Origin of the sequence: Eubacterium sp. An11 (assembly GCF_002161065.1) — a bacterium.
GTDB classification, from domain to species: Bacteria; Bacillota; Clostridia; order Lachnospirales; family Lachnospiraceae; genus Anaerobutyricum; species Anaerobutyricum faecale.
On the sequence record NZ_NFLV01000015.1, the window covers coordinates 1 to 18,041 of the forward strand.

Genomic DNA, 18,041 nt, shown 5'->3' on the forward strand with positions numbered 1-18,041 from the left:
ATAAGCTGCCTTGACTATTACAATGAGCGTCATGCTTTGAAGTTATGTTGAACCGCCGTATGCCGAACGGCATGTACGGTGGTGTGAGAGGGGAGAGAAAATCTCCCCTACTCGATTTTTATGGGAAACTGTGTTTCTATGAAACAAAACATACTTCACGAGGATGTTCACACAATAGGCACTGCCCCCGGGTGTTCCATCTTGCGGAATGCAGAAGGGGTGCAGCCTTTGCAGTGTTTAAACTGGCGGATGAAATAGCTCATATTATCAAAGCCGGTGTCCATGGCGATTTCTGTGATCGGGGCGTTGGTTGTGAGCAGGAGGGCGGCTGCCTGATTGATACGGTATTCATTTAAGTAGGAAAACGATGTTTTTCCTACTTTTTGTTTGAAAAATTTGCAAAAATAATTTTTATTCATATGAAGCCTGGAAGAAAGCTGCTCCAGGGTGATTCGCTCCTGATAGTGCTGCTTTATATATTCAAATACCGGGCGGAGAGAATATTCCTCGGAAGATTTCCAGCGGGCATTGTCACCGGAGGACAGAAACGCCTGTTTTGAAAACAGAATCTCCAGAATCTGCAGCAGAATGATTTTAATGGAAAGGGGAGCAGGAACCGCAGGATCGGTGTTTTGATACAGCTGTTCTGCCTGAGCGATGAACTGCCCGATTTTCGCGGAAGTGTCCGGATCAAAGGAATCTCCAGGAGGAAACATGAGTTTGCCGGAAAAGAGAGGTTCCAGATATCGGTTCTGGCAGACGTCATATTGGGCGAAGCTGAGCAGTTCCAGGCCAAAAACCAGTGCATAGTGATGGGAAATGACGCTGTTGCCGAATAAAGCGTGGGCGGTTCCCGGATTAATAAAAGAAACCTGGCCGGCAGACAGGATTTTGGTGCTGGTTTCTGTGCGGAGAGTGATGCTTCCTTCCGTCACATATAAAAATTCCGCTTCATCGTGCCAGTGATAGGGAGCAAAATACTGGCCGCAGGTATCCCGCTGGGAAAATGCCTGGAAGCGAAATTGAGGGGTTCCGTGTTGTGCTTCTTTTTGGAGGTGAATTTTGTTCATGTTTTTCTGCTCTTTCTTTTGAGTGATGAGATAATAAGTGAATATTGTACATGTTTAGAATAACATATTGCAAGAAAGAACAAAAGAAATTTTTTATACTGAATTTACATGAAATGCATAATAAATGGGAGGAAGTAACATGAATAACGATTTGTGGTGGAAAAAAAGCGTGATTTATCAGATATATCCGAGAAGTTTTGCGGACAGCAACGGGGATGGTATTGGAGATCTGAATGGTATTACTGAACATCTGGATTATCTGAAAGAGCTGGGAGTGGATGTGATCTGGCTGTCTCCGGTTTACCAGTCTCCTAACGATGATAATGGATATGATATTTCGGATTATCAGGATATCATGAAAGAATTCGGAACCATGGAAGATTTTGACCGGATGCTTTCAGAAATGCATAAAAGAGGCTTGAAGCTGGTGATGGATCTGGTTGTCAATCATACCAGCGATGAACACCGCTGGTTTGTGGAGAGCAGAAAATCAAAAGACAATCCTTACAGGGACTATTACATTTGGAAAGATGCAAAAGATGGAAAAGAACCCAATAACTGGGGCAGCTCTTTCGGCGGCCCTGCCTGGCAGTATGACGAGGCGACAGATATGTACTATCTCCACTGCTTTTCTCCGAAGCAGCCGGATCTGAACTGGGAGAATGAAACCGTTCGGAAAGAAGTCTTTGATATGATGACCTGGTGGTGTGAGAAAGGTGTGGATGGTTTCCGTATGGACGTGATCAGCATGATCTCCAAAGATCCGGCATATCCGGATGGAGAAGTCGTGAACGGATTGTACGGGAACAAGGATCCATATGTCTGCAACGGACCGAGAGTGCATGAATATCTGCAGGAGATGAATCAGAAAGTACTGTCCAAATATGATCTGGTGACAGTGGGCGAGACCGCCGGCGTTACCATTGAGGAGGCGAAGAAGTACGCCAATCTGGACGGCAGGGAATTAAATATGGTATTCCAGTTTGAACATATGGATATCGCCGCAGGCGAACATGGAAAATGGACCACGGACAGAATCCCGATGAAAAAGCTCAGAGAGGTAATGAATAAATGGCAGGAAGAGCTGGAAGGCGTTGCCTGGAACAGCCTGTACTGGGATAATCACGATCAGCCGAGAGCGGTTTCCAGGTTTGGAAACGACGGCCCGATGTACCGGGAAGTATCCGCCAAAATGATCGCAACCTGTCTGCATATGATGAAAGGAACGCCTTATATTTATCAGGGCGAAGAAATCGGTATGACCAATGCTTATTTTAAGAAGATTGAGGATTACCGGGATATCGAGTCCATCAATGCCTTTTATGAGTACACAGAAAATGGAATCATGAATGAGGAAGAAATGATGGACGCGCTCAAGGCGGTCAGCAGAGATAACGCCAGAACTCCGATGCAGTGGGATGACAGCGCCAACGCCGGATTTACCACAGGAACCCCGTGGATCAAGGTAAATCCAAATTATCTGATGATAAATGCAAAACAGGCCATGGAAGATCCCGACAGTATTTTTTACTATTATCAGAAGCTGATCCGGCTTCGGAAAGAACAGGAGATCATCGTGGAGGGAGTCTTTAAAGGGCTGCTGAACGATGATGAAAATATTTATGCGTACCAGAGAACGCTGGGGGATCAGAAACTGATCGTTGCCTGCAATTTCAGTGCAAAAGAGGTTGCCTGCGATCTGTTTGAACAGCAGAACGGAGAAGAACTGATTTCCAATTATCGTTTTCATAAAGACGGTGTATTAAAACCATATGAAGCCAGAGTGGTATTGTATGAAATATGAGATTCAGACGAATCTAAATCTCATATTCCATGTATTCCGCCAGATAACCTTTTGCCCGCAGCGCTTCCTCAATCTCATTGAGGATCTCTTCGCTGTCGGCGCGGATGGTATGATAATGGTAGCCGGAGGTGGCGCTTGACAGCAGAGTGGATTTGCTGGAGGCCAGTTCCGTCTGAAAGTTGTGGGTGTCCCGGCGGCTTTTGATATTTAAAGGGGCGGAAACTTTGCCGTAGACCCGGTGATTGATGCTCACGTCCACGATGCAGCCGCCCAGGTCCACAATGGTCTGCAGTTCGTCTTCCACCTGCTCATCGCTGTGGCAGACCTTGAATACTCTTGTGCAGCCGCCGGATTTGTCATTTAAAATGTATCCCCGCCCTGTGGAGAGAATGGGATAGCCGGCGGTACGCAGGAGAGCGATGTCCTGGACCACCACCTGGCGGCTGACGCCGGTTTCCCTTCCCAGCCGGGTTCCCGACAGAGGAACGTCGGACTGGGAGAGAAGGGACAGGAGGGTCTGCCTTCTGCTGTTTCCGTCTAATTCTTTTTTCATGAAATCTGCCTCCTTTTCTGACAGGCATAAATTGCACGTCCGGAATCTTTATTCGTCCAGAACTTTCAGATGTTTCAGGCTGATATCCAGTATCGGCGCAGAGTGAGTCAGTGCGCCGCTGGAAATGTAATCGACGCCCAGGGAAGTGATGGTCGCGATGTTCTCTTTTGTGATGTTGCCGGAACATTCGGTCTCCGCTCTGCCGTCGATGATTCGGATGGCCTCCGCCATCATTTCCGGGCTCATGTTGTCGAGCATGATAATGTCGGCGCCGGCGTCCACGGCTTCCCTTACCATATCAAGATTTTCGGTTTCCACCTCGATTTTACGGACAAAAGGAGCGTAAGCTCTGGCGGCCTCGATGGCTTCTCGGACACCGCCGGCCGCGTCGATGTGATTGTCTTTTAAAAGAACGCCGTCGGACAGATTGTAGCGGTGGTTGCAGCCGCCGCCGATGCGGACGGCGTATTTTTCAAAAATGCGCATGCCCGGGGAAGTTTTGCGGGTGTCCAGAAGCTTGGTCTTACTGCCCTTTAACATGTCGGCCAGATGTCGGGTGTAGGTGGCGATACCGCTTAAACGCTGTAAATAGTTGAGGGCCGTGCGTTCGCCGGATAACAGAACGCGGACATCACCGGTGACCACAGCCAGCGCCTGGCCGGCCTCCACCCGATCGCCGTCCTGGATGGTCCTTCCGTTGATTTCAATGAAAGTGACCTCTGTATTTTCGTCTAACAGTTTAAATACCCGCTCAAAAATCTGCAGGCCGGCGATGATACCGTCTTCCTTGGCGAAGAGGTAAACTTCGCCTTTTTTATATTCCGGCATCACAGCGTTGGTGGATACGTCCTCGCTGTTGATGTCTTCTTCCAGTGCGATTTTGATATATTTATCGGCAACCAGCCGAAGGGTAATTGGATTCATGTGATTGTTCCTTTCTGCAATAAATATGTATGGTATGTCTGAATGAAAATTCAGGACTGTATATTGGCAGATCCTTCACCTGCGATATGCTGCGCCACCCGTTTGGCAAACACCAGGCTTTCCAGCAGGCTGTTGCTGGCCAGGCGGTTTCTGCCGTGAACGCCGTTGCAGCTGGTCTCTCCCACAGCGTAGAGGTGCGGCATGGTGGTGGCAGAGTTGCTGTCCACGTGGATGCCGCCCATGAAGTAATGCTGTGCCGGGACAATGGGAATCGGCTCTTTCAGGATATCATAGCCGTGTTCCAGACAGAATTCGCGAATGTGAGGAAAGTGTTCCAGGATGGTTTCCCTCGGTACATTTTCGAAGGAAAGAAACTCGTGGTCCACATGTTCTTTTTTCATTTCTTTCTCGATGGCGGCGGAGACCACATCCCGGGGTTCCAGCTCGTTGGTGAAGCGTTCCCCTTTGTGATTTAAGAGGATGGCGCCTTCGCCCCGGGCGGATTCTGAAATGAGAAACTGTCGTCCCGGTTCCTCGCTGTAGAAGCTGGTGGGATGGATCTGCACATAATCCATGTGTTCCAGGGCAACTCCGTGCTTCTCGGCGATGCGGCAGCCGTCCCCGGTGAGGATCGGATAGTTGGTGGAATGTTTGTACAGTCCGCCGATGCCTCCGGTGGCAAAAATGGTATCTTTGCTGTGAATCTGCAGCACTTCGCCGTCAGCGGTCTCGGCGATCATGCCGGTGCACTGTCCATTTTCTTCCAGAATGTCAGTCATGGTGGTGTATTCCATGATGGTGACGTTGGGGAGCGCCTGCACGGTGCGAAGAAGCACAGTGGTGATTTCCTTGCCGGTCACATCTTCATGAAAACAGATGCGTGGACGGGAGTGGGCGCCCTCTTTTGTGTAAAGCAGGGAACCGTCCGGATTCTTAGCGAAGCGGACACCCAGGCGCAGCAGGTGGTCAATGACGGCCCGGCTGCCCCGGATCATGATATCGACACTCTCCCGACGGTTCTCGTAATGGCCGGCACGCATGGTATCCTCAAAATAGGAATCGTAATCATCGTCATCCCGGAGGACGCAGATGCCGCCCTGGGCCAGCATGGAATCGCAGGTGTCAAGACTTCCCTTGGATAAAAGCAGTATTTTTTTATCGGAAGGCAGATGCAGGGCGGTGTAAAGCCCGGCAACGCCGCAGCCGGCGATGGCTGCGTCATAGTATAAATGTTTCATAGGTATGTTCTCCATTGTAAGTATTTTGGGCTGTTTATCTGGCCAGTTCCAGCATCCGGGACAGCGCCTGCCCGGCCTGTCTGGTCAGTTCTTCCGGAGGCATTGCAACGGCATTGTCTCCTGTTTTTAACACGTGGATCACCTGGTCTAAAGTCATCTGCTCCATATCCGGGCAGGATGGCCGTGTGGCCGGGAAGTAGAACCGGGCGTCCGGACGGCTCTCGTTGAGCTTATAGACCACGCCGGACACGGTGCCGATGATAAATTCTTCGCACTCTGTGTGTTCTGCGGCGTATTTTATGATGCCGCTGGTGGAACCGATGTAATCGGCCAGGGCGAGAATCTGCGCATTACATTCCGGATGTACGAGAACCTGCGCCTGTGGATGTGCTTCTTTTAATTGGCGGACCTCGTCGGCGGACATAAATTCGTGTCTCGGGCAGTAGCCTTCGTTATAAATAAAATGTTTCTCCGGCGCCTGCTTTGCCACGAAATGTCCCAGGTTTCGGTCCGGGATAAAAAGAATGTTCTTGTTCGGAAGATTGCGGACGATCTTCACAGCGTTGGCGGAAGTCACGCACACATCAGACCAGGATTTGATTTCCGCAGTGGAATTGATATAACAGACCACGGCCAGGTCTTCATACTGTTCTCTGGCGGCGTCAACCACGGATCTGTCCACCATGTGCGCCATCGGGCAGTCGGCGGAGGCGTCCGGCATGAGAACGGTTTTGTCCGGGTTTAAAATTTTGGCGCTCTCGCCCATGAAGGACACGCCGCAAAAGACCAGAACCGGATTGTCAAGATTGACCGCCAGCTTACTTAAATAGAAGGAATCCCCAATGTAGTCGGCGATTTCCTGGACTTCAGGAGGCGCGTAGTAATGCGCCAGAATGACAGCATTTTTTTCTTCTTTTAATTGCTGAATGATTTCTTTTTTGGTATTCATATCTCTCTTCTCCATAATAGTTTCATGTACAGCAGCATTTCTTGTCAGTACATGAGATGAATGCTTTGAATCTTTAAGAGTATATCACGTGTTTTTGCAGGTGACAAGACATATGTAAAGAAAAGTGAAGAAGAATTTAATGATTGACGGAAATATTTTTATACTATAAACTGAAGGAGCAAAGCGGTTGCCGGTAAACGGCGTCCGGAAAAAGGAGGATATTATGTATACGCAAACAGAAAAAAGGCAGTTTATCATCTTTCTGCTGATGGCTTACGGCCTTACCTATGTGCTGGGACTTCTGATGTGGTATGGTAATGCATCCGGCGTGGATGTCAGCGCCTTTCCCAATGCACAGATGATGTACCCGGCGGCGGGAGTGGCGCTGGCTTATCTCATTACAGGTAAAAAAGAGCAGAAACTGCCAAAAGCATTTTATGTCGTATTTATTATATTGACGGTGATCATGGCAGTCATGGCTGTGATTTCTGTATTTGTGGAGCTGCCGTCTCTGGGTACGGCGGAAGCATCCGTTTCCGCATGGACTCTTCTCATACAGATGGTGCTCATCGTCGGAAGCATCATCTGCTGGATCGCTCTCATTGCTTCCGGCAGGGAGAGACGGGAAAACGGTGGTCTGCGCTGGAAAAAGACCGGTGCGTCCATCTTCTGCGTGGTTTTATTTTTTGTTATCTATATGCTCAGAAATGTGATTTCCTATGCTCTGGGCGGACAGCTTTCCGACATCATGCAGACCTTTGCACAGCCGTACACCTGGATCAACCTGGCAGCGCTGATCCCGAACTTCTTTCTGGTATTTGTGGCCTTTTTTGGTGAGGAGTATGGCTGGAGATATTATATGCAGCCATACCTTCAGAGAAAGTTCGGCCTGCGGGGCGGCGTGATTTTTCTGGGGGTTGTGTGGGGCCTGTGGCATCTGCCGGTGGATTTCTTCTATTACACTACGCCGGATATGGGACTGATCATGGCGGTGTCCCAGCAGGTGACATGCATCTTCCTGGGAATTTTCCTGGCCTACGCCTACATGAAGACCAACAACATCTGGGTGCCGGTTATTATCCATTTCCTGAATAATAACCTGATTCCGGTGGTTTCCGCCAACTATTCCGCCGATGTGCTGAAAAATCAGCAGGTGACCTGGGCGGGCGTATTTTTCAGCCTGATTCTCAACGCCCTCTGCTTTGGCTGGTTCCTGCTGTCGAAGCAATTTAAGCAAAGGAATGAAGAAGAGCAAATGTAAATAAGACATATAAAAAAGAGCTGCCATTGTGATATGCCCCCTGTCTACTTGACGGGGAGCAGTTCAATCACACATCAGGGCAGCTCTTTTTTCATTTCGCGTTTATATCATTTTATAGTACGGTCAGCTTTACAATACTTTCAGTTCCCGAAGACTGTCGCAGATTTTCTCAATGTTTCTGCCGTCAGAAAATTCATTGATGGTCTGGTACCGCCGCTCAAACTCCGGAGTGCGGAAGTGATCCAGAAGAATCCGTCCATGGTCAAGACCGTCTTCCAGAATGGTTTCCAGTTTCTCAAAAGAGAAGGCCCGCTGGCCGATGTACTCATCATCTGCGGGGATCAGTTTGCCGTTTTCTGATTCATAGAGATCCAGATCTTCCTGGAAGAAGACCACGCCGCCGCCCTGGTAAAAGCTGTTGTAGCAGACGGAAGAATAGTCTGTGATCAGCAGTTTGGCGATGCTGAGAACCTCGGAAATCGGACGTGTCCAGATGGAGGAAGCCAGAGGAGTGTTCTCCAGATGTCCGTTGGTTTTTGGATGGATGACGATCTTAATCTGATCGGCAGAGAGATACCGGCGGAGAATCTCGTAGATGCCGACAGTGTTTTTGTAATAACTGGTTTTGGTGAAATCTTCTTCCATCTCTTCGTAAGGCTTCCAGGTGAGCATGATCACCGCGATGTCATCGGAATCCTGGGTGAGATGTTTGTATGGAATCTTACTGAAAATGGCCATGCCGGTTTTTAAAATATGGCTGTTATGGATGCCCAGCATATTGTGGATGACCTGCTGTTCTTTGTCGCTGTTTACGATAATATAAGAAGGTTCCATTTCCTTGCCGGCCACAAACGGCGAGTTTTTGCCGTGAAACTTCATGTAGGTGATGCCGTGCTGCAGAAAGACGAACTGGTTATCGCGGATAGTTTTTCTGAAATACTTATTGTTGGAGCGCAGCAGGTTCATGTGTCCGGGGGTCTCCGTAGCGATATATGTAGTTGCCCGGAAGAGCAGCCAGTAATATTTGATGGAGTACTGGCGGACCACATGGGGCGTGTGCTTTATTTTCAGGTAATCCGGTGCATGCTGATTGATGAGAAAATAAACATTTCCCGGATGATCCTTCCGGGCTTCCAGGAAGATATCGTAAGCGCCTTCTTCCGCTTTTTCACAGAATTTCTCGTAAAACACCGCCACTTTTCTGGAAGAATGGCTCTTGATAAATCGTCCGATGCGGTATAAAAATCCGGAAACCAGAGGGCTTTCCCAGAAGCGGAACCATCTGCTGTATTCCACTTTTTCCATGGGCCGGCAGACGAAAACGAGATTTCCTTTGGTGGAAAAACGCAGCTGAACGGCGTGATCATCGGCATAAAAGCAGGTGATCGGCACATGGCTGTATCTGTTCTTCTCATCGATCAAAGAAAATGTTTTGACCGGAAATTCTGTCATCTGCCCGTTGATCTTTAAGGAAATGCAGATGCGCGAATTGATTTCCCCGTGATTCTTTATTAATTCGGACAGATCAAAGTGGATATTCCGGATGTATTTCGGATCTTTCTTTTTCAGTGAGATATTCTCACTGGTGATGGGAATGTCAAAGGGTTGTCTCATCCGGCTGCCAATCTGGATATATACATCGGAAATCTCGGAATTCATTCGATTGATGATGCCGCCGAACCACTGGATATCCAGGCCGCCTCTGGAAAGAGAGGCGGAAAGGGTCTCGTTGACCCGGTCGACAAGACGGAGAGGCGCACCACTGGCAGTGGCGAGGGCGCATTTTACCGTTGATGATTTGGAATATACCATCAGAATGTTTTCGCCCATGGGCTGCCAGAAGAAAAGGGTATAGTGATTCTTTTCATCGGTGTTTAAATGGGTATCTACTGTCTGGCGCAGCACAAAATCGTCTAAATTCCTGGATCAAAGATTTCTTTCATTCTCCTTTGTCTCCTGTTCGATGAGGAGACAGTTGTCTTCAATTTTTACTGAAAAATTCATATATTTTCTCCTTTGAACTGCATTTGCCAGTGTTTCGGTATGTTGTTTTTATCCATTTGCTTTCTGACTGATGAGATGAACAAAATCTGAAAAGTGAACAAGTTTCTTTAAAGCTTCAATGACCATGGAGATCAGAACGGTGATCACTAAAAGCACCAGCACATTGAGCCAGGCGTTTCCAAAGCTGTAGGAAAAGTCCTGGAAAAAGGTGGTCCTTATGAGCGTGTGGGTGAGGAACATGTTCATGGAATGTTTCCCCAGGAACCGGAGCACAGGACTCAGACCCCGGAGCCGGAACAGATAGAGGCGTCCGAAATAGGCGATGTAGACCGGAATGATGCCGTCAAAAACTTCCAGAAGTTCCTGCCCTGCCGTACTCTGCCGGAACATCACTAAAAGGGCGAGAATCAGCAGATGGAACAGAAAGAGCACAGGCGCCGGTATCCTGCGAAAATGCCTGTCCTCGAAGCCTTTCCAGCGGGTGAACAGGTCACTCTGAGCGCAGTACATGCCGACGGCCATGGCAAAAGTGTAGTGAAGCAGGTTTGTGTTCACCACCTTTAAGTTCAGGAACCGCGGCAGCAGCATCACAGCAAACACGAAGACCCAGCGGTATTCCCGGTACAATTTGACAAACAGCGGGAAGAGTACCACCAGAACGACGGCAAGGCTCATGTACCACCAGGTACCCACGTAGGACGGAGTTTTAAAAAGCTTGGCCAGTCCGAACATATCGGTCAGTACGTAGAGAACGGAGGAGTCGAAGCGTCCGTAGATCTCAAAAAAACGTCCTGTGGGAAAGCTGACAATGATCACCAGCAGGTAAACGAAGATAAAATTGGAAAGCAGGGAAATCAGCCGGTGTTTCGTGTAGGAAAACATATCCCGGGACGGAACGTTCAGATCCGGATGATTCCTTCTTATGGACTGGGTCATGCCATAGCCGGTGATAAAGACGAACACGCAGACGCAGGTCTTTAGAAACTCTGCGATGTATACGGTCATGTTCTGGGTCAGAGGGAAAAAGTCAACGGTGTAACCGGCCCAGCGTTCAGGGCTCAGATAAAAGTGATGTACATACATCATCAGAATGGCGATACCCTTCAGCGCCAGGGAATCATTTTTAGAAAGATTCATAATTCAGTTCTCCTTTGATGTGGAAATGTCCGGAAAGGGAGGCATTGTTGGCACTGCCATCTCCGGATATAAAATCTTTTGTAAAAAATGAGTGTGAAAAAAGTAAAAGATTCAGTTGTAGTTTAGCATACGAAAAAATGATTTTACAAGAGGATTTCTGTGGAAAAGGGGAGTAAATTGTGAAAATCCAGAGAGTAGCAGGTAAAAAATGAGAGGAATGGGAAATGACATCTGTATTAGACATTTGAGAGAAGATAGGCTATAATCAGCAATAGTAAAAAGAGGAATAAAGGAATCAGGAGGATAGAAATGAAAGCTCTTAATCTGAAGGCTCCGGGCAGAAGCGTTCGGGAAAAGAACAGCCATAACGGCACCAGAGTGGATTATCTGGACACAGCGGCCTCTGTGGTCATGAAGCTGATGCTGATCGTGGCCCTGTTCTGTCCCATCAGCACCACCATGGAGGGCAGCAAACATCCGCAGTATTATCAGGAGTTTCTGCTGGTAAATGCGGTGGCTGTTTTATTTTTGATTTTTTATGGAATCGCGACCATCTGGCAGAAGCGGTGGAACAGGGAGAATCTAGTCTTCTGCATCAAGTTTTTGTTTGTGATGTGCTGTTATGTGTTTTTCTATTATATAATGATGGATTCCATCCAGTGGAAGTGGCAGGGAGTGAACTGTGTCATCAGTTTTGGATTTTTCCTGCTGCTGATGTGTGGAAAGAATCAGGAATGGTTTGATAAACATCACATCATTGAATTTGCCAACCGGAGTATTGTGATCTCGAATTTGATCGGCATTGTGGTGTATCTGCAGGGATATGCCTCTGTGTACTGGTATGATTTTAAATTTCAGCTGATGCTGCCGCAGTCCTTTTACGGGGAAAAGCGGTTTGAGTGGATTTATTATCACAAATCCCAGTATGCGCTGATGCTGCTGCTCAGTATAGCGTTTATGCTGGTGCACCGGAAGAAGTTTCTCAATAAAGTTACCCTGGGATTGAGTCTGGCGGTGATGGTGGTCTGTCTGTACATTTCCCATGTGAATACGGCCATGGTAGGCGGCGGACTCATTCTGGTCAGTTTCTGTGTGGACTGGTTTATCAGGAATTTTAAGAAAATAAAGCTCTGGATTAAAATTGTGGTAATTCCGCTGTTTGGAGCGGGCGTTGTGGGCGCCTGCGTCATGGCGTTTCATAAGATCGCGGCGGAGCGTTCTGTTCTGACGCTGGGTTCCCGGACCTACATTTGGAAGAGTGCCATCGACCTGCTCTTAAAAAGACCGGAGGGACTGGGACTGCGTTTCTCCTTTAAGAAGCTGCATCTGGACGCGCTGGGAGGAATGGTCGCCACCAACAACGGACACAACATTTTTCTCAATGAGATGCTGCGTCTGTCCATCCCCGTGGGTATCTGCTTTATCATTTTCTTTGTACTGATCATCGTGTATTCCCTGGAGAAGAAGTTCTCGATCTTCACGCTGGGTATCTGGGGCGCGCTTTTGATGTCCATGTGCATGGACTATGCGGTGATGAATTCCGGCTGGACGCTGATGGTATTTTTCTTCTACACCATCTTCTTCCTGGATGTGGGTTCGCCGGCAGGTACCGAAACAAACGCTGTAAAAAAATAGACGAACAGGAAAGAGGAGTGTAAATTATGTCCATAGAACGTGTAAAAGAGTATTTCAGACAATATAATATGGAAGATAAGATCCTGGAATTTGATGTGTCCAGCGCTACGGTGGAGCTGGCGGCCAAGGCTCTTCACTGTGAGCCGAAGCGCATTGCCAAGACGCTGTCTTTTAAGGTGGATGATCAGCCGATTCTCATCGTGGCGGCGGGCGATGCCAAGGTGAATAACGGCAAGTATAAAGCACAGTTTGGCACCAAGGCGAAGATGTTGTCACCTGATGAGGTGGAGACGATGGTGGGCCATGCAGTGGGCGGTGTGTGTCCTTTTGGTGTGAAGGAAGGCGTAAAGGTATACCTGGATGAGTCTTTAAAACGGTTCGAGACGGTGTTCCCGGCCTGCGGAAGCAGCAACAGCGCCATCGAGATGACCATGGATGATCTGGAGAAGTATTCCGGATATGAACAGTGGGTGGATGTGTGCAAGCTGCCGGAAGCGTGACGGACAGTGCAGCCATGGCAGTCCGGAAGCTCGCTGCCGGTGCTGCCGCCGGCGGTGGCGGCAGTAAATAAAATTTGGGGACAGAAATAATTTTCTTTTGTATAAAATGTCACAAAATAAAGCAATCAGGCAAAATGGCTTGTGATTTTCCCATTTTCGGATATAATTATTTATAAAGTTAAGAGGAGGGTGAATTTATGCCAAAGAGAACAGATATCCATAAGGTGTTGATCATCGGCTCAGGTCCTATCGTGATCGGGCAGGCCTGCGAGTTTGATTATTCCGGTACCCAGGCGTGTAAGGCGCTGCGCAGACTGGGCTATGAGATCGTGCTGGTGAATTCGAATCCGGCCACCATCATGACGGACCCGGAGACTGCAGATGTCACCTATATTGAGCCGCTCAATGCGGATCGCCTGGAACAGATCATCCAAAAGGAGCGTCCGGATGCCCTTCTGCCGAATCTGGGCGGCCAGTCCGGGCTGAATCTTTGTGAGGAGTTATACAAAAAGGGAATTCTGGATAAATACAATGTACAGGTGATCGGCGTGCAGGTGGATGCCATCGAGCGCGGCGAGGACCGGATCGAATTCAAGAAAACCATGAACAAGCTGGGCATTGAGATGGCCAGAAGTGAGGTGGCCTACAGCGTGGAGGACGGTCTTGCCATCGCGGAGAAGCTGGGTTATCCGGTGGTGCTTCGTCCTGCTTACACCATGGGCGGCGCCGGCGGCGGTCTTGTGTATAACAAAGAGGAGTTAAAGACAGTCATGGCCAGAGGATTGCAGGCCAGTCTGGTAGGTCAGGTGCTGGTGGAAGAATCCATTCTCGGCTGGGAAGAGCTGGAGCTGGAAGTTGTCCGCGATATGGAAGGCAATATGATCACTGTCTGCTTTATCGAGAATATCGATCCGCTGGGCGTGCACACCGGCGATTCCTTCTGCTCTGCGCCGATGCTGACCATTTCCGAGGAATGTCAGAAGCGCATGCAGGAACAGGCATATAAGATTGTGGAATCTGTGCAGGTGATCGGCGGAACGAACGTACAGTTTGCTCATGATCCGGTATCTGACCGTATTGTGGTCATCGAGATCAATCCCCGTACTTCCCGTTCCTCCGCGCTGGCTTCCAAGGCTACCGGTTTCCCGATCGCTCTGGTTTCTGCCATGCTGGCAACGGGACTTACTCTCAAAGATATCCCGTGCGGCAAGTACGGTACTCTGGATAAATATGTGCCGGACGGAGATTATGTGGTAATCAAGTTCGCCCGCTGGGCCTTTGAGAAGTTCAAAGGTGTGGAAGATAAACTGGGAACACAGATGCGCGCTGTGGGTGAAGTGATGAGCATCGGAAAGAATTTCAAGGAGGCTTTCCAGAAAGCGATCCGCAGTCTGGAGATCGGACAGTACGGCCTCGGACATGCGAAAAACTTTGACTCCATGACGAAGGAACAGCTTCTGCAGAAGCTTGTTTCTCCTTCCAGCGAGAGATATTTTGTGATGTACGAAGCGCTGCGCAAGGGAGCCACAGTGGAAGAAATCTTTGAGCTTACCAAAGTAAAAGCATACTTCATTGAGCAGATGAAAGAACTGGTGGAGGAAGAGGAATCGCTGCTTGCCTGCAAGGGAAGCCTTCCGTCCGATGAGATGCTGACTACGGCAAAGAAAGACGGATTCTCCGATAAATATTTGAGCCAGCTGCTGGAGATTCCGGAGGAGGATATCCGGAACAGAAGGATTGCCATTGGCGTGGAGGAAGCCTGGGAGGGCGTTCATGTGAGCGGAACTCCGGACAGCGCCTATTATTATTCCACCTACAATGCGCCGGATAAGAATCCGGTTTCCAATGATAAGCCGAAGATCATGATCCTCGGCGGCGGTCCGAACCGGATCGGCCAGGGTATCGAGTTTGATTACTGCTGTGTACACGCGTCCCAGGCGCTGAAGAAGATGGGCTTTGAGACCATCATCGTCAACTGTAACCCGGAGACTGTGTCTACGGACTACGATACCTCCGATAAGCTGTATTTTGAGCCGCTGACGCTGGAGGATGTGCTGAGCATTTACAAGAAGGAGAAGCCTCTGGGCGTCATCGCTCAGTTTGGCGGCCAGACTCCGCTGAATCTGGCGGCAGATCTGGAGAAAAACGGCGTGAAGATTCTCGGTACTTCTCCGTCTGTCATCGATCTGGCAGAGGACAGAGATCAGTTCCGCGCCATGATGGAAAAGCTGGAGATTCCGATGCCGGAATCCGGCATGGCTTCCACCGTGGAGGAAGCCCTTGCAGTGGCGGAAAAGATCGGTTATCCGGTTATGGTGCGTCCTTCTTACGTGCTGGGCGGCCGTGGTATGGAAGTGGTCTACGATAAAGAGGCCATGGCCGGCTATATGAAGGCGGCGGTCGGTGTGACGCCGGATCGTCCGATTCTCATTGACCGTTTCTTAAATCATGCCATGGAATGTGAGGCCGATGCGATCAGCGACGGCACCCATGCGTTTGTTCCTGCGGTGATGGAGCATATCGAGCTGGCCGGCGTACACTCCGGGGACTCGGCATGTATCCTGCCGTCGGTACACATTTCTGAGAAAAATGTGGAGATTATCAAGGAATACACAAGAAAGATCGCGGAAGAAATGCATGTGCGTGGTCTCATGAACATGCAGTATGCCATCGAAAATGACAGAGTGTATGTGCTGGAAGCCAATCCGAGGGCGTCCCGTACCGTGCCTCTGGTATCAAAAGTATGCAATATCCGTATGGTGCCGCTGGCAACGGAGATCATCACTTCCGAGATTACCGGACGGCCGTCTCCAATCCCGGAACTGAAAGAAAAAGTGATCCCGTATTACGGAGTGAAGGAAGCTGCCTTCCCGTTCAACATGTTCCAGGAAGTGGATCCGGTTCTCGGACCGGAGATGCGTTCCACCGGAGAGGTGCTTGGATTATCCCACTCCTACGGCGAGGCGTTCTTCAAGGCGCAGGAAGCCGTGCAGGCGAAGCCGCCGCTGTCGGGCACCGTCCTGATTTCCGTCAACCGGAAAGATAAGGATGAAGTGGTCGATGTGGCGAGGACCTTTGCGGAAAACGGATTCCACATCATGGCCACGAAGCATACCTGCCAGTTGATCCAGGAAGCCGGCATTGAGGCGGAACTGGTCAAGAAGCTTTATGAAGGTCGTCCGAATATACTGGATCTGATCACCAACGGAAAGATTGATATAGTCGTCAACTCTCCGGTAGGTAAAGACAGTGTACACGATGACAGTTATTTACGTAAAGCTGCCATAAAGGCAAGAATTCCATATTATACAACCATCGCGGCGGCTAAAGCTGCGGCGGAAGGCATTCATTACATTAAGAATCACGGAAGCAGTGAGGTACAGTCCATTCAGGAGCTTCACAGCGAGATTCGGGATAAAGAATAGGTAAAGGGGATGTCATACGAGAGAGAAATCTTTCGTATGGCGTCCCTGTTTTGTTTCCCGGAAGTTCCGCATGGACTGCGGTGAAAGGAGAGTGAAACAGATGACAGGCTGGTTTCAGGATATGGACATTTCAATTTTATTATGGATACAGGAAAATCTCCGTTCCGAGATGTGGACGCCATTTTGGAAGGCTATCACATTTCTTGGAAATGGAGGCTGGTTCTGGATTGCCACGTCGGTGCTTTTGCTGCTGCCACGGCAGACCCGGATGACAGGTGTGCTGAGTCTTCTGTCACTGGGTCTCGGGGCGATCATCACGAATCTGTGGCTGAAGCCCATGGTGGCAAGGCCGCGGCCATATGAGACCTGGACGGATATGGTTCTTCTCATAAGCAGACCCTCAGATTTTTCCTTCCCGTCAGGACACACCTGCGCCGCCTTTGCCTGTGCGCTGATCCTTCTCTGGATGCTGCCCCGCGGTCAGGGGATTCCTTTTGTAATCCTTGCCGCATTGATCGGATTTTCCCGGCTTTATCTGGGCGTTCATTATCCAAGTGATGTACTGGGCGGTTTTCTGGTGGGAACCTTCAGCAGTCTCACTGTCTACGGATGGTATCGGCTGGTCATGCACTTTATGCATGGCGGTCTGATGTGAGGATGGATGAGAATGCGGAATTTGCCGCGGAATGTGAGAGTTTCTGCGGATACTGAGTCTGCGGCGGGATGTGGGTATGAGGTGGATATTTTTCTGCAGGCGCAGACATTTTAGGATGTGACAGAATGGAAAGATTGTTTTATAATCGGATGTATGTGGGGAGATGGGATGTTCAGTAAAGAAATGTGAAGAAAAAGATTAGAAGAAGAGGTGATAGAAATGATTGTATCATCCAAAGGAAGATATGCCCTGAGAGTCATGATCGATCTGGCGCAGCATGATAATGGGGAGCTGATCTCTCTGAAAGACATTGCCAAACGGCAGGAGATTTCCATGAAATATCTGGAAATCATCGTCGGTATCCTGAACCGGGGAGGTATGCTCATAAGCGGCAGAGGGAAAAAGGGCGGATACCGGCTGAAGTATCGTACGGAGGAATATACGGTCGGTTCCATCCTGAAACTGACAGAAAAAACGCTGGCTCCGGTGAATTGTCCGGAAATCGGGAACGCCTGCTGCGAGCGGGCGGAAAGATGCATCACTCTGCCTCTCTGGCGGAAGCTGGACGCGATGATCGAAGAGTATCTGGACGGGATAACCCTTAAGGATCTGTTGGAAGGAAATGTATAGAGATTTATAATGAATGACAAACATTATGACGTTTCCTGTAAAAAATAAAAAGTGTTTGCTGATGGAAGAGTCGTTTTCGGGAGAGAAAGCGGCTTTTTTCTTTTGTGGAAAATTATATTTAAAATCCTATTGACAAAATAGGAATTAGTGTTTATAATCCATATCATAAAGATAGGAATTAAAAATTGATTTATTTGACATACTAATTCATGTATCATTCATTTTCATGATGAATGACAGAACATCAGGTGCTGAA

14 protein-coding genes are annotated in these 18,041 nt (G+C 48.9%); 7 read left to right on the top strand and 7 right to left on the bottom strand.

Annotation, left to right across the window (positions count from 1 at the left end):
• Window positions 1–167: 167 nt before the first annotated feature.
• Window positions 168–1,070, bottom strand: coding sequence for an AraC family transcriptional regulator (locus B5E53_RS11765; RefSeq protein ID WP_087315268.1), 903 nt, complete (start codon window positions 1,068–1,070; stop codon window positions 168–170).
• A 139-nt stretch (window positions 1,071–1,209) separates the two neighbouring features.
• On the opposite strand from B5E53_RS11765, the gene B5E53_RS11770 reads away from it, so the two are divergent.
• On the top strand, window positions 1,210–2,874 hold the full coding sequence (locus B5E53_RS11770) for an alpha-glucosidase (protein WP_087315270.1): 1,665 nt from the start codon (window positions 1,210–1,212) through the stop codon (window positions 2,872–2,874).
• Window positions 2,875–2,887: 13 nt separating this feature from the next.
• On the opposite strand, the gene B5E53_RS11775 is transcribed toward B5E53_RS11770, so the two are convergent.
• The 4 genes from B5E53_RS11775 to nadA are packed head-to-tail and all read right to left on the bottom strand — an operon-like array spanning window position 2,888 to window position 6,553.
• Entirely contained in the window at window positions 2,888–3,427 is a 540-nt protein-coding gene (locus B5E53_RS11775) for a transcription repressor NadR (protein WP_087315271.1), read from the bottom strand.
• Between the two features lie 48 nt (window positions 3,428–3,475).
• Window positions 3,476–4,351: a carboxylating nicotinate-nucleotide diphosphorylase gene (gene nadC / locus B5E53_RS11780; RefSeq protein WP_087315273.1), complete on the bottom strand. Its 876-nt coding sequence runs from the start codon at window positions 4,349–4,351 to the stop codon at window positions 3,476–3,478.
• A gap of 50 nt (window positions 4,352–4,401) precedes the next feature.
• Entirely contained in the window at window positions 4,402–5,589 is a 1,188-nt protein-coding gene (locus B5E53_RS11785) for an L-aspartate oxidase (protein ID WP_087315275.1), read from the bottom strand.
• A gap of 34 nt (window positions 5,590–5,623) precedes the next feature.
• Entirely contained in the window at window positions 5,624–6,553 is a 930-nt protein-coding gene (gene nadA / locus B5E53_RS11790; protein WP_242963656.1) for a quinolinate synthase NadA, read from the bottom strand.
• Window positions 6,554–6,761: 208 nt separating this feature from the next.
• Here nadA and B5E53_RS11795 point away from each other — a divergent pair, with 208 nt between their 5' ends.
• Window positions 6,762–7,799, top strand: a complete 1,038-nt coding sequence (locus B5E53_RS11795) for a type II CAAX endopeptidase family protein (protein ID WP_343215645.1) — start codon at window positions 6,762–6,764, stop codon at window positions 7,797–7,799.
• Between the two features lie 129 nt (window positions 7,800–7,928).
• Here B5E53_RS11795 and B5E53_RS11800 read toward each other — a convergent pair whose 3' ends face one another.
• Window positions 7,929–9,704, bottom strand: a complete 1,776-nt coding sequence (locus B5E53_RS11800; RefSeq protein ID WP_087315280.1) for a CDP-glycerol glycerophosphotransferase family protein — start codon at window positions 9,702–9,704, stop codon at window positions 7,929–7,931.
• A gap of 147 nt (window positions 9,705–9,851) precedes the next feature.
• Entirely contained in the window at window positions 9,852–10,940 is a 1,089-nt protein-coding gene (locus B5E53_RS11805) for an acyltransferase (RefSeq protein ID WP_087315282.1), read from the bottom strand.
• A gap of 309 nt (window positions 10,941–11,249) precedes the next feature.
• Between B5E53_RS11805 and B5E53_RS11810 the strand changes: the two genes are divergently transcribed.
• From B5E53_RS11810 to B5E53_RS11830, 5 genes are all read left to right on the top strand, one after another.
• Window positions 11,250–12,575 (top strand): O-antigen ligase family protein, encoded by a 1,326-nt coding sequence (locus tag B5E53_RS11810; protein WP_087315284.1) that lies wholly within the window; start codon window positions 11,250–11,252, stop codon window positions 12,573–12,575.
• Window positions 12,576–12,601: 26 nt separating this feature from the next.
• Window positions 12,602–13,075 carry a YbaK/EbsC family protein gene (locus tag B5E53_RS11815; RefSeq protein WP_087315286.1) on the top strand — a complete coding sequence of 158 codons (474 nt, stop codon included), beginning with the start codon at window positions 12,602–12,604 and terminating at the stop codon, window positions 13,073–13,075.
• 197 nt (window positions 13,076–13,272) lie between these two features.
• The gene (gene carB, locus B5E53_RS11820; RefSeq protein ID WP_087315288.1) at window positions 13,273–16,500 is read left to right on the top strand and encodes a carbamoyl-phosphate synthase large subunit; all 3,228 of its coding nucleotides are present in this window, start codon (window positions 13,273–13,275) and stop codon (window positions 16,498–16,500) included.
• Window positions 16,501–16,600: 100 nt separating this feature from the next.
• A complete protein-coding gene (locus tag B5E53_RS11825; protein WP_204245524.1) occupies window positions 16,601–17,155 on the top strand; it encodes a phosphatase PAP2 family protein in 555 nt (184 codons plus the stop codon).
• Between the two features lie 219 nt (window positions 17,156–17,374).
• Window positions 17,375–17,785: an Rrf2 family transcriptional regulator gene (locus B5E53_RS11830; RefSeq protein WP_087315291.1), complete on the top strand. Its 411-nt coding sequence runs from the start codon at window positions 17,375–17,377 to the stop codon at window positions 17,783–17,785.
• The last annotated feature ends 256 nt before the right edge of the window (window positions 17,786–18,041 follow it).